General features: G+C 36.2%; 12 protein-coding genes. 6 read left to right on the forward strand and 6 right to left on the reverse strand.

From position 1 onward, the window contains the following. Positions 1-12 precede the first annotated feature (12 nt). Positions 13-858 carry a transketolase gene (locus ABJ955_RS12510; protein ID WP_347374969.1) on the reverse strand — a complete coding sequence of 282 codons (846 nt, stop codon included), beginning with the start codon at positions 856-858 and terminating at the stop codon, positions 13-15. Between the two features lie 175 nt (positions 859-1,033). On the opposite strand from ABJ955_RS12510, the gene tgt reads away from it, so the two are divergent. From tgt to ABJ955_RS12540, 6 genes are all read left to right on the forward strand, one after another. Continuing rightward, on the forward strand, positions 1,034-2,164 hold the full coding sequence (tgt, locus tag ABJ955_RS12515) for a tRNA guanosine(34) transglycosylase Tgt (protein WP_347374970.1): 1,131 nt from the start codon (positions 1,034-1,036) through the stop codon (positions 2,162-2,164). 2 nt (positions 2,165-2,166) lie between these two features. Continuing rightward, on the forward strand, positions 2,167-3,246 hold the full coding sequence (locus ABJ955_RS12520; protein ID WP_347374971.1) for an LptF/LptG family permease: 1,080 nt from the start codon (positions 2,167-2,169) through the stop codon (positions 3,244-3,246). Continuing rightward, positions 3,233-4,135 (forward strand): DMT family transporter, encoded by a 903-nt coding sequence (locus ABJ955_RS12525; RefSeq protein WP_347374972.1) that lies wholly within the window; start codon positions 3,233-3,235, stop codon positions 4,133-4,135. The genes ABJ955_RS12520 and ABJ955_RS12525 overlap by 14 nt, the downstream gene beginning before the upstream one ends. A gap of 50 nt (positions 4,136-4,185) precedes the next feature. Next, positions 4,186-5,139, forward strand: coding sequence for an acetyl-CoA carboxylase carboxyltransferase subunit alpha (locus tag ABJ955_RS12530; protein ID WP_347374973.1), 954 nt, complete (start codon positions 4,186-4,188; stop codon positions 5,137-5,139). A 168-nt stretch (positions 5,140-5,307) separates the two neighbouring features. Further along, entirely contained in the window at positions 5,308-6,861 is a 1,554-nt protein-coding gene (gene dnaB, locus ABJ955_RS12535) for a replicative DNA helicase (RefSeq protein WP_347374974.1), read from the forward strand. Between the two features lie 102 nt (positions 6,862-6,963). Next, positions 6,964-8,223, forward strand: a complete 1,260-nt coding sequence (locus ABJ955_RS12540) for an asparagine synthetase B (protein ID WP_347374975.1) — start codon at positions 6,964-6,966, stop codon at positions 8,221-8,223. Here ABJ955_RS12540 and ABJ955_RS12545 read toward each other — a convergent pair. The 5 genes from ABJ955_RS12545 to thrS all read right to left on the reverse strand — a co-directional run bounded on the left by ABJ955_RS12545 (position 8,220) and on the right by thrS (position 12,588). Beyond that, the gene (locus ABJ955_RS12545; protein WP_347374976.1) at positions 8,220-9,167 is read right to left on the reverse strand and encodes an OmpA family protein; all 948 of its coding nucleotides are present in this window, start codon (positions 9,165-9,167) and stop codon (positions 8,220-8,222) included. The genes ABJ955_RS12540 and ABJ955_RS12545 overlap by 4 nt on opposite strands. 109 nt (positions 9,168-9,276) lie before the next feature. Then, positions 9,277-9,621 (reverse strand): 50S ribosomal protein L20, encoded by a 345-nt coding sequence (gene rplT, locus ABJ955_RS12550; protein ID WP_347374977.1) that lies wholly within the window; start codon positions 9,619-9,621, stop codon positions 9,277-9,279. 121 nt (positions 9,622-9,742) lie between these two features. Then, positions 9,743-9,940 carry a 50S ribosomal protein L35 gene (rpmI, locus tag ABJ955_RS12555; protein ID WP_347374978.1) on the reverse strand — a complete coding sequence of 66 codons (198 nt, stop codon included), beginning with the start codon at positions 9,938-9,940 and terminating at the stop codon, positions 9,743-9,745. A gap of 130 nt (positions 9,941-10,070) precedes the next feature. Then, a complete protein-coding gene (infC, locus tag ABJ955_RS12560) occupies positions 10,071-10,583 on the reverse strand; it encodes a translation initiation factor IF-3 (protein WP_347374981.1) in 513 nt (170 codons plus the stop codon). A gap of 58 nt (positions 10,584-10,641) precedes the next feature. Further along, a complete protein-coding gene (thrS, locus tag ABJ955_RS12565; protein ID WP_347374979.1) occupies positions 10,642-12,588 on the reverse strand; it encodes a threonine--tRNA ligase in 1,947 nt (648 codons plus the stop codon). Positions 12,589-12,969 lie beyond the last annotated feature (381 nt).

Below are 12,969 nucleotides of genomic sequence, written 5' to 3' on the forward strand. Positions count from 1 at the left end.
ATAGTTTCAATTTTAATAATCCCCCAAGGTTACAGGGTTTTGTGAAAGTGCAGTTTCTAACTGCTGGTCGTTAGGTGCTTTACCGTGCCAATCATGCGTATGCATCATAAAGTCAACCCCGTTGCCCATTACTGTATGTAATAAAACACAAATAGGTTTTCCATTTCCCGTTTTCTCCTTTGCTGTTGTCATTCCTGAAATGATAGCTTTTAAATCATTTCCTTTTTCAACATCAATAACATCCCAACCAAAAGCTTCCAGCTTTGCTCTTAAGTTTCCAATAGGAAGTACAGTATCTGTAGAGCCATCTATTTGTTGGCCATTTAAATCGACAGCTACAATTAAATTATCAACTTTATTACCAGCAGCATACATAATTGCCTCCCAGTTCTGACCTTCTTGTAATTCGCCATCACCACAAAGTGTATAGACTAAATGCTTGTCCTTATTAAGTTTTTTAGCAAGTGCGGCACCAATAGAGACGGAAATTCCTTGCCCTAAAGATCCCGATGCAATTCGTACACCTGGTAAGCCTTCATGGGTTGTTGGGTGGCCTTGTAAACGGGAATTTAATAGACGAAAGGTATTTAGCTCTTCTACTGGAAAATATCCAGCTCTTGCCAATACACTATAAAAAACGGGGGAAATATGTCCGTTTGAAAGAAAAAATACATCTTCTCCTTCTCCGTCCATGGTAAAGCTATCATTGCGTTCCATCAATTCGTTATATAATGCAACGAAAAATTCGGTACAACCCAATGACCCTCCTGGATGCCCAGAATTTACTTTGTGTACTTGTCGTAAAATATCTCTTCGGACCTGAACCACCAAATCCTCAAGTGCTTTGTAATCTGCCATAATGTGTTTTAGTTTTCAGTGTCAAAAGTAACGCATTCAGCGGGCTGTTCAAAGTTGTAACGCGTGCTTTTATTAACGATTTGGATGTTTTGTTAACATGCGGCTCAATTCTGAATTCAGAATCTTCATTTCAGAATTATAAAGTTATCTTTGCATCCTCAATAAAATATGCTAAATGCAGTTTAAATTAGAAGCTACAGATATACAAAGCAGTGCCCGCGCTGGAACGATAACCACAGATCACGGTGTGATTGAAACACCAATTTTTATGCCTGTGGGTACAGTTGGAACAGTTAAAGGGGTACATCAGCGCGAGTTAAAAGAAGACATTAACCCAGATATAATTCTTGGAAACACCTATCATTTATATTTAAGACCCCAAATGCCGATTTTAGAAAAAGCTGGCGGGCTTCATAAATTTATGAATTGGGATCGAAATATTTTAACTGATAGTGGCGGGTACCAAGTTTATTCACTTTCTGCAAATAGAAAAATTAAGGAAGAAGGGGTGAAGTTTAAAAGCCATATTGACGGGAGTTACCATTTTTTTACTCCTGAAAATGTTATGGAAATCCAACGTACCATTGGTGCGGATATTATAATGGCTTTTGATGAATGTACTCCATATCCATGTGAATACAATTATGTGAAACGCTCGATGCATATGACGCATCGCTGGCTAGACCGTTGTATAAAACATTTGGAAAAAACGCCTTTAAAATATGACTACGGGCAAACATTTTTCCCAATAGTTCAAGGAGGTACCTATAAAGATCTTCGCAAGCAATCTGCAGAATATATAGCCTCTGTTGGCGCAGAAGGGAATGCTATTGGGGGGCTTTCAGTAGGGGAGCCTGCAGATGAAATGTATGAAATGACAGCAGTGGTCACGGAAATTCTTCCGAAGGAAAAGCCTCGTTATTTAATGGGAGTGGGAACTCCAGTAAATATTTTAGAAAACATTGCACTGGGTATTGATATGTTCGATTGTGTGATGCCAACCCGTAATGGAAGAAACGGCATGCTTTTTACTTCCGAAGGCATTATCAATATTAAAAATAAAAAGTGGGAAGCAGATTTATCCGTAATTGACCCTATGGGAATTACGTGGGTAGATACAGAATATAGCAAAGCATACCTGCGTCATTTGTTTACGGTAAATGAAATGTTGGGCAGGCAAATTGCAACTATTCACAATTTAGGTTTCTATTTGTGGTTGGTTCGTGAAGCCAGAAAACATATCTTAGCGGGCGATTTTGCCGAATGGAAAAACGCGATGGTTAAAAAACTGGATCAAAGATTATAAAGATGCTCAGCATACTTGATAGATACATACTTCGTAAATATTTGGGCACTTTCACGCTCCTTTTATTGCTTTTTATTCCTATCGGGATTACAGTTCACCTTGCTGAAAAAATTGATAAAATCCTTGAAAATGAAGTACCGTTTATGGAGGTGATGATTTATCTCTATAATTTCACCATTTATTTTGCGAACCTTTTATTTCCACTATTTCTATTTCTCTCGGTAATTTGGTTTACATCAAAACTGGCTAATAATACAGAGGTAGTTGCATTTTTGAGTAGTGGGGTTTCGTATTATCGTTTTCTCCGGCCGTATATTATTGGAGCGACAATAGTATGTATTTGTGCGTTGGGTTTTAGTATGTATTTAGCGCCAAAAGCAAGCAAAGGTTTTAATGAGTTTTCATACACATACCTAAAAAAAGGAAAACAGGATCGCGATCAAAGTAATGTGTATACCCAGATAAATGAGAACGATTATATTTATGTAAGCTATTTTAATGTTTCTGAAAAAATAGGAAGTAACTTTACATTAGAGCATTTTGAAGGTAATAAAATGACTTATAAAATTTCCGCTGGACAGATTAAGTATAATGATGCCGATAGCAGCTATACACTCTTTAATTATAAAAAACGGATTATTGGTGAAACAACAGATATTCTTGAAAGTAAACACAAACTTGACACTGTTTTTACGTTTTCAATGGAAGACTTAACGCCGGTAACCTATATAGCCGAAACATTAAACTTTACAGAACTTAATGATTTTATTGAGAAAGAAAAAGCGCGTGGATCTTCCTATATAAATAGATATGAGGTAGTGCGTTATAAACGATGGAGTTTGCCAGTATCAGCATACATACTTACCATAATTGCTGTTGCTGTTTCATCCGTAAAAAGGCGTGGTGGAATGGGGGTTAACCTTGCAATTGGAATTAGCATAGGAATGGTTTTTATATTTTTTGATAAAATATTTGGCACTATGGCTGAACAAAGTGATTTTTCCCCATTTATAGCAACTTGGTTCCCAAATTTTATATTTGGGATATTGGCAATCTACCTTTTAAGAAATGCGAAACGATAAACTACTCAACTACCTACACCTACATTTTATAGTTTTCATCTGGGGCTTTACAGCAGTTTTAGGTGCTTTAATTACTCTAGAAGCAATTCCACTTGTATGGTTTAGAATGCTATTAGCAACTTTAATTGTTTTTGTATTTCTAAAATTTAGGAAAGAAAAACTAAAGTTTTCACTTAAAACATTAAGTGGTTTTGCCTTAGCTGGAATTATAATTGCACTGCATTGGCTTACTTTTTTTGGGGCAATTAAAGCTTCAAACGTATCTGTAACGCTTGCAGTACTTTCTACAGGTGCTTTTTTTGCATCCATATTAGAACCGCTATTATATGGTAGAAAAATTATTTTATATGAAGTCCTCTTTGGCTTAATCGTTGTTGTAGGACTTTATATAATTTTTGATGTAGAAACATCCTATACCTTAGGAATCGTACTCGCACTTATTTCAGCATTTTTAAGCGCACTTTTTTCTGTCATTAACGGGAAATTTGTCATTAAGCATAAAGCATCAGCTATTTCATTTTATGAACTGATGTTTGGAGTGTTAGGAATTAGTATTTACTTGGTGTTTTCAGGGGGATTTACTGCAGAATTTTTTGCCATTTCTGCCCACGATTGGTTATATTTAATACTTTTAGCATCTGTTTGTACCGCCTATGCATTTATAGCATCCATACATGTTATGAAATGGATTAGTCCATATACAGTAATGCTTACCATAAACATGGAGCCTGTTTATGGTATCGTTTTGGCACTCATTGTATTGGGGGATTCTGAAAATATGAGCCCACAGTTTTATTATGGCGCATTAATTATATTGCTAACAGTTGTTGCAAACGGAATTATTAAAATTACACAAGAAAGAAAACGTAGAAGATTGCTTAACACCTAAAACAAAATTTTATCTTTGTACGCAAACCTTTATAAAAAGAGGAACTAATTATGGAATATCTTGATTTTGAACTCCCTATAAAAGAATTACAGGAACAATACGAAAAAGCTTGCCTTATAGGTGAAGAAAGCGATGTAGACGTTACTAATACCTGTAAGCAAATTGAAAAAAAACTTAACGATACTAAGAAGGATATATATAAAAACCTAACGCCTTGGCAACGAGTACAACTTTCTAGACACCCAGATCGTCCCTATACAATGGATTATATAAATGCCATATGTGGGGATTCTTTTTTAGAACTTCACGGAGACCGTAGTTTTAAAGACGATAAAGCAATGGTTGGTGGCCTCGGAAAAATTGGCGATCAAAGCTATATGTTTGTAGGGCAACAAAAGGGGTATAATACAAAAACACGCCAGTATAGAAACTTTGGAATGGCAAATCCAGAAGGCTATAGAAAAGCACTTCGCTTAATGAAATCTGCCGAAAAATTTAACCTCCCAGTCGTTTGTTTTATCGATACACCTGGCGCTTTTCCTGGCTTAGAAGCAGAAGAAAGAGGACAAGGAGAAGCAATTGCGCGAAATATCATGGAAATGACACGCCTTAAAGTGCCAATTATTGTTGTAATTATTGGTGAAGGTGCCAGTGGAGGGGCATTAGGAATTGGCGTTGGTGATAAAGTAATGATGCTCGAAAACACCTGGTATTCTGTTATATCGCCTGAAAGTTGTTCTTCTATTTTATGGCGAAGCTGGGAGTTTAAAGAACAAGCAGCAGATGCTTTAAAGCTTACAGCTATCGATATGAAAAAACAAAAGCTGATCGATGAAATTATAAAAGAACCCTTAGGTGGAGCACATAGTGATAGAGAAAAAACATTTCTTACCGTTGCAAGTTCAATTTCCAAGACCTACGCTAATCTAAAAATGTTATCCCCAACAGATTTGATTAAAAAAAGAATGGAGAAATATTTAGATATGGGGGAGTTTAAAAGTTAAAACTCACTATAGCTTACCATACCGTAAATCCGAAGCGAGAGCCTCGGATTTTTTTACGGGTTATTAACAATATTTTGGAGTTTTCAACAGTGCAATTGTTGAAGCTTGGTTAATATAGATTTACAAAAATACATACATCCCTCTTAACATTTTCTTTACATTCGCTTTATGGAAAAAATCAAGCCTCAAACCAGTTTCTCACCCCGATCTACTCAAGTTATCTCACTTGAGAAAGGTAAAATTCCACCACAAGCCATTGATTTAGAAGAGGTTGTGCTAGGGGCTTTGATGATTGATAAAAAAGGTGTAGATGAGGTTATTGATATATTGCACCCCGAGGTTTTTTACAAACAAGCACATCAATACATCTTTGAAGCCATTTATAATTTGTTTGAAAACAGCCAACCTGTTGACTTATTAACCGTTTCAACACAATTAAAGAAACAAGGTAAAATAGAGCTAGTTGGAGGTGAGTTTTATTTAATTCAACTAACTCAAAAAGTGTCTTCTTCAGCACATATTGAGTTCCATGCGCGTATTATTCTTCAAAAATATATACAGCGAAGCTTGATAAAAATTTCAAATGAAATAATTGAAGATTCTTATAATGAAGGAACAGATGTTTTTGATCTTTTAGACACGGCTGAAGCAAAATTGTATGAAGTCACACAAGGAAATATAAAACGTTCTTCAGAAACTGCTCAGAATCTTGTAATTCAAGCAAAAAAACGTATTGAAGAGATTGCAAATAAAGAAGGCTTGTCTGGTGTTCCCTCTGGGTTTACAAAAGTAGATAAGCTTACTTCGGGCTGGCAACCTAGTGATTTGATAATTATTGCTGCACGTCCAGGTATGGGTAAAACAGCTTTAACACTTTCCATGGCACGAAATATTGCTGTAGAACATAATATTCCCGTAGCATTTTTCTCTTTGGAGATGTCCTCAGTTCAGCTAATAACCAGATTAATTTCTTCTGAAACACAATTAAGTTCTGAAAAATTGCGAACAGGGAATTTAGAAAAACATGAGTGGGAGCAATTAAATGTAAAAGTAAAAGGTCTTGAAAAAGCACCACTTTTTATTGATGATACCCCATCATTATCTATTTTCGATTTACGTGCCAAAGCAAGAAGGCTTTCATCACAACACGGTATTAAACTTATAATTGTAGATTATTTGCAATTAATGACCGCGGGTGGAAGTCAAAAAGGAGGAAACCGTGAACAGGAAATCTCTACCATTTCCAGAAACTTAAAAGCGCTTGCAAAAGAGCTTAATATTCCAGTAATCGCACTTTCACAACTTTCGCGAGCTGTTGAAACTCGTGGCGGAAGCAAAAGGCCGTTGCTTTCTGACCTTCGTGAATCTGGAGCGATTGAACAAGATGCAGATATTGTTTCATTTATTTACCGTCCCGAATACTATAAAATTGATGAATGGGATGATGAGGAGCATACTCCAACAGCTGGGCAGGCAGAATTTATTGTAGCAAAGCACCGTAATGGTGGTTTAGATGAAATCCGCTTGAAGTTTATTGGTCACCTTGGTAAGTTTGAAAGCCTCGATACCTTCGATACCCCATTGGAAATTCATTCCCGAATGAATGATGCAGCTAACGACGATACCTTTAAAACAAAAAATTTACCATCAGCAAATGAAGCCTTCGGGAGCTCCATGAACGAAGATTTTTCAACGAATGATGATAACGATGTGCCATTTTAAACAAAATAGAGAATCGTTAGTGTAGCTTAAAGTACTTTCAAGCCTTAATTTTATTTCGATATTTCTAAAACATGGCTTAAAAATTGTCGTTATCTTCGCAAGATGCAACGTTTTATTTTAGTCATACTACTCCTTTTTTTCTCTTTAAAAGCTTCGGCTTCTTATATCCTTATTCCTATGGATGTAGAAAGTCAAAAGGAGCATTTAAAAGCCTACGGAATTACGTATTGGGTTTTGGAAAAACAACAAAAGGTGAAATGGTTGCTAAACTATCGCGGTGGTTCTTTTTTAATGCCCGATTCTCCTGAAATACAAAAAGAGTGTCAAATACGCGGAGTTTCATTTGAAGTAATTTCAGATAGTAAAACTGAACAAATTCTTACCGATATTAGTAGTCCATCAAAAAACATGGACGCCGTAGTTCTTGAAAAAGCACCTAGAATTGCAGTTTATTCCCCAAAAGGAAACCTTCCGTGGGATGATGCTGTAACCATGGTTTTAACCTATGCAGAAATTCCTTATACCACAATTTACGACGAAGAAGTGTTAAGCGATCAATTAATTTTGTATGATTGGCTTCACCTACATCACGAAGATTTTACGGGACAATACGGAAAATTTTACCGTGCATACCGTTCCGCACCTTGGTATATTGAAGATAAAAAAAATGCTGAAGCACTTGCAAGAAAGCTTGGATACAATAAGGTTTCTGAAGAGAAATTGGCCGTTGCAAAAAAAATCCGTGATTATGTAATAGGAGGTGGGTTTATGTTTGCAATGTGTAGCGCCACCGATAGTTTTGATATTTCATTAGCTGCCGAAGGGGTGGATATTTGTGAACCTATGTTTGATGGCGATCCGAGTGAACCTGGCTATCAAAGCAAAATAGATTACAACAAAACCTTTGCTTTTAAAAATTTTATTTTGGAACGAAGCCCTATGGTTTATGAGTTTTCGAGTATCGATATGACTTCTAAACGTAAAATTGCTAAAGAGTCAGATTACTTCACTTTAATGGATTATTCCGCAAAATGGGACCCAATTCCTACCATGCTATGTCAAAATCATACTGCTTTAGTAAAAGGTTTTATGGGGCAAACAACTTCTTTTGATAGCGATGAAATAAAATCGAATGTATTGGTGATGGGTGAAAATAAAACAAATGGCGAAGCACGCTATATCCACGGAATAAAAGGAAAAGGTTTTTTTACTTTTTATGGCGGTCATGATCCAGAAGATTATCAGCATAGAGTAGGGGATGCAAAAACTGAATTGGCGCTACACCCCAATTCACCCGGATATCGCCTTATTTTGAATAACGTATTGTTTCCTGCGGCTAAGAAGAAAAAGCAGAAAACTTAAGATTTTTTCAAACTTCTATAATAATCTTTTGGCGGTAGTACTGTAATTTCTACCCTTCTGTTTTGTTGTTTATTTTCTTTACAATCGTTTGGAAAACGCGGTTTGGTTTCACCAAAAGGTTTTATTTCAAATTCATATTGCTCATATTCACCAAAAATTTCTATCAATCTATTTTTTACAGAAATAGCTCTGTTCTCAGAAAGTATCATGTTTTTATTTTCATCACCATCACTATCTGTATGCCCTTCAATCAAAATTGTTGCTTTGTCTATTTGCCGGATAGCTTTAGCCAAAGAGTCTAAGTCTTGTTGTGCATTTTTTTTTAGGTCGTATTTGGCAACATCAAATAGAACATCAGCGTTTATAGTAAGTTTTATCACACTATTTATAGCCCCAATGGCATCAATGTCTGCGCCAGCGCTTTTGCTTTTACAAAGGTTTTTTAAATCTGTAATCCGAAGGAAATAGAAAACAGTTTCCGTATCAATATTAGCGAGGTTTAAATCTATTGAAGATTTTCCGCCAGCAATTTTCCCAGCATAAAGCCAATCAATACCATTTTCTGAAATTTCTACTTTTGCAGATTCTTTAGATGGACCAACTTCAAAAAGATATAAATCATCGCCTGGCAAGTTCATAAAACCATTGTCGGTAAACTCTACAGTTAAACTACCGCCGCATCCTAATGAAATAAAATTTGGAGTTTGATAATTTTTATAATTGGGTTCGTGAAGACATTGCGTACTATCTCTATATTTTTGAATGGGGACGGGCGATCCTATTTTAAAATCGATAAGTTTATCTGCAAATGAAATTTTTCCTAAGGGTAAATAAATAGATTCATACCGATCTATTCTATAAAGCTTCCCTGTTCCTTTTTGCGCAAAAAGGCTTGTTTCAAAAATAAAGAACAAAATAAAAAGAAGAATTGCGGAGCGAAACATTCGTCTGTTTTTAACGAAGATACTGAAACTTCTTTAGCTGTAGTTTTAAAATAAAAAAAACCGCTTCATTGCTGAAGCGGTTTTTAGGCGAAATAATATAGTTAATGTCTTATTTTACTTTTTTTACGATTGCGGCAAAAGCCTCTGGGTGGTTCATAGCCAAATCTGCCAAAACCTTACGGTTTAGTTCGATTCCACTATTTTTTAAACTACCTATAAATTGTGAATAAGACATTCCATGCTGTCTTGCACCCGCGTTGATACGAGTAATCCATAAGGATCTGAAATTTCTCTTTTTTACACGACGGTCACGGTATGAATAAAGCATTGCTTTATCTACAGCGTTTTTAGCAACTGTCCATACATTTTTACGTCTTCCAAAGTACCCTTTGGCTTGTTTAAGAACCTTTTTACGGCGGGCTCTCTTCGCTACTGAATTTACTGATCTTGGCATAATTTTAATTTTTTTTGTAGCAGGCGATTCATTAACACTGATTACTAATCATTGAATACTGAATACTTTTTTTGAGCACTACTCCAGGGTTTAAATAATTGTTTTAACCGGTTAAGCGGTATTACTTCATGCGAAGCATTTGCTTAACATTACTTTCATCGGCCTTGTGCACAACAGTGTCATGGGTCAATGCAAGCTTGCGTTTTTTGCTCTTCTTTGTTAAGATGTGGCTTTTAAACGCATGCTTTCTTTTAATTTTACCTGTACCCGTTAGCTTAAAACGCTTTTTGGCACTGGATTTTGTTTTTTGTTTCGGCATGTTTCCTACTTTTTATTTATTATTTCGCTTTATTTTCAGTTTCAATCCTTAAACAGAATCGAAAGAGTTTTCTTTTAATCAAAATTGATTAGTAGACTACGCAGGTATAATTGCGAAGTTACTATCTTGATTACTTCTTTTTTGGAGCAATGAACATAATCATTCGCTTGCCTTCTAGTTTAGGCATTTGCTCTACTTTTCCAAATTCTTCAAGATCTCGGGCTAGACGCAAAAGTAAAATTTCACCTTGGTCTTTATAGATGATAGAACGTCCTTTAAAGAAAACATACGCTTTCAATTTTGAACCTTCTTGCAAAAATTTTTCGCCGTGCTTCTTTTTAAATTCGTAATCGTGATCATCCGTATTTGGACCAAACCTGATTTCTTTAATAGTAACCTTGGTCGCTTTTGCCTTTAGGACTTTTTCACGTTTTTTCTGTTCGTAAACAAACTTTTTATAGTCTATTACTTTACAAACTGGTGGGCTTGCATTAGGTGAAATTTCAACAAGATCTAATTCTTGCTCTTCGGCAATTTCACGTGCCTTTCTCAAAGGATATACTCCTATTTCAACATTGTCTCCTACAAGGCGCACTTCCTCAGCACGAATCTTTCCATTGATTCGGTGTTGATCTTCCTTAATTACCCTTGCAGGTCCTCTACTTCTTTTTCTTCGTATTGCTATGGCTTAAAATATTTAGTTAAACATTAAATTCTTTTGATTCTTCTTTTATTGCTTGTTGAATCAATTCTGAAAAGGCTTTTGGCGTCATTGTACCTAAATCACCTTCCCCGTGTTTACGTACAGAAATCGTTCCATCTTTTTCTTCTTGCTCTCCAACAATCAACATATACGGGATTTTGTTCATTTCAGCCTCCCTAATTTTCTTGCCAATTGTCTCATTTCTATTGTCGACAAGGGCGCGAATTTCGTCATTTTCAAGCAAATTTAAAACTTTTTGGGAGTATTTTTCATATTTTTCACTTAATGATAATATACTAACCTGCTCAGGCATCAACCAAAGCGGGAAATTTCCTCCTGTATGTTCTAATAAAATTGCAACGAAACGCTCCATGCTTCCAAAGGGGGCGCGGTGAATCATCACTGGGCGATGAGTTTCGTTGTCGCTACCTTTATATTCTAATTCAAAACGTTCCGGTAGGTTGTAATCCACTTGTATTGTACCCAGCTGCCAACTTCTTCCTAAGGCATCTTTCACCATAAAGTCAAGTTTTGGGCCATAAAAAGCAGCTTCACCATATTCAATTTTATAGTCTAATCCTTTTGATTCCGCAGCGTTGATAATTGCTTTTTCAGCTTTTTCCCAGTTTTCAAGACTGCCTATGTACTTTTCTGGTTTTTCTGGATCGCGTAATGAAACTTGCGTATAGAAGTTTTCAAAACCTAAAGAACCGAAAACATATAAAACTAAGTCAATTACTTTTTTAAATTCTTCATCCAATTGATCGGGTGTACAGAAAATATGAGCGTCATCTTGTGTAAAGCCGCGAACACGAGTTAATCCATGTAGTTCACCGCTTTGCTCATACCGATAAACAGTACCGAATTCAGCAAAACGTTTTGGTAAATCTTTATACGACCAAGGTCTGGCGTTGTAGATTTCACAGTGATGAGGGCAGTTCATAGGTTTTAGTAAAAACTCTTCACCTTCATTTGGGGTGTGTATAGGTTGAAAGCTATCCGCACCATATTTTGCATAATGCCCAGAGGTTACATAAAGCTCCTTCTGACCAATATGTGGAGTTACCACCATTTCATACCCGGCTTTTTTCTGCGCTTTCTTTAGGAAATTTTCAAGCCTTTCACGCAATGCAGCTCCTTTTGGAAGCCACAATGGAAGCCCTTGTCCTACTTTTTGTGAAAATGTGAATAGCTCTAGCTCTTTTCCTAATTTTCTGTGATCGCGTTTTTTTGCTTCCTCTAATAAAGCGAGGTATTCTGTAAGTTCTTTTTGCTTCGGAAAACTAATGCCGTAGATACGTGTAAGTTGTTTGTTTTTTTCATCACCACGCCAATATGCACCAGCAATACTCATAAGCTTTACGGCTTTTACAATCCCTGTGTTTGGAATGTGTCCGCCGCGGCATAAATCTGTAAAGGTGTCGTGATCGCAGAAAGTGATGGTTCCGTCTTCCAGGTTTTCAATCAACTCTACTTTATATTCGTTTCCTTGTTTCTTATAGTAATCTAAAGCATCAGCTTTTGAAGTTTCTCGAATAGAAAACTCATGTTTGCCACGAGCAATGTCTAGCATCTTCTTTTCAATCTCCTGTAAATCCTTTTCTGAAATTGTTGTATCTCCAAAATCTACATCATAATAAAACCCGTTTTCTATAGCTGGTCCAATTGTCAATTTTATTCCTGGGTACATTTCCTCTAATGCCTGCGCAAGAATGTGTGCAGAAGAATGCCAAAAAGCTTTTTTTCCTTCCTCATTGGTCCATGTATATAGTACCAAGCTCCCATCTTCTGTTAATGGGGTGGAAGCTTCAATGGTTACGTTATTAAAAGATGCTGAAATAACGTTACGCGCGAATCCTTCGCTAATACTTTTGGCAACATCCATTGGAGTAGTACCTGCATCAAAATGCTTTACACTTCCATCTGGTAGGGTAATGGCTATCATATACTGAAATTTTTTAGGGTGCAAAGATACTATTAGTTTCTTCGGTTTGCAATAACCAATTCATTGTTTGTTATTACTTTTTGGGCGTTCCCACTAACCGTTCCCACGGTTAGTGGGCAGGCTTTCACAACTCGCTTCCCAAAGTACTTATGGGTACGTTGGGAGAGCTCAAACAACTTGCTCAATCCTTAACGCAATGATGAGTGGTTATTAGTACATATATATTAAGGTATAAAAGCGCTAAAAAAAAGTTTTGTAGCTAAGTAGTAGCATTTCAAACCCTTAGTAAAAACAATGAAAATTTTTCAAAAAAAAGCATATAATAAGTTTGTGGGAATGGAAAAGGGTTCTATATTTGCACCCGCTTAGCGCAACAGATTA

It is taken from the genome of Aequorivita sp. Q41, assembly GCF_039831855.1.
Lineage (GTDB): Bacteria > Bacteroidota > Bacteroidia > Flavobacteriales > Flavobacteriaceae > Aequorivita.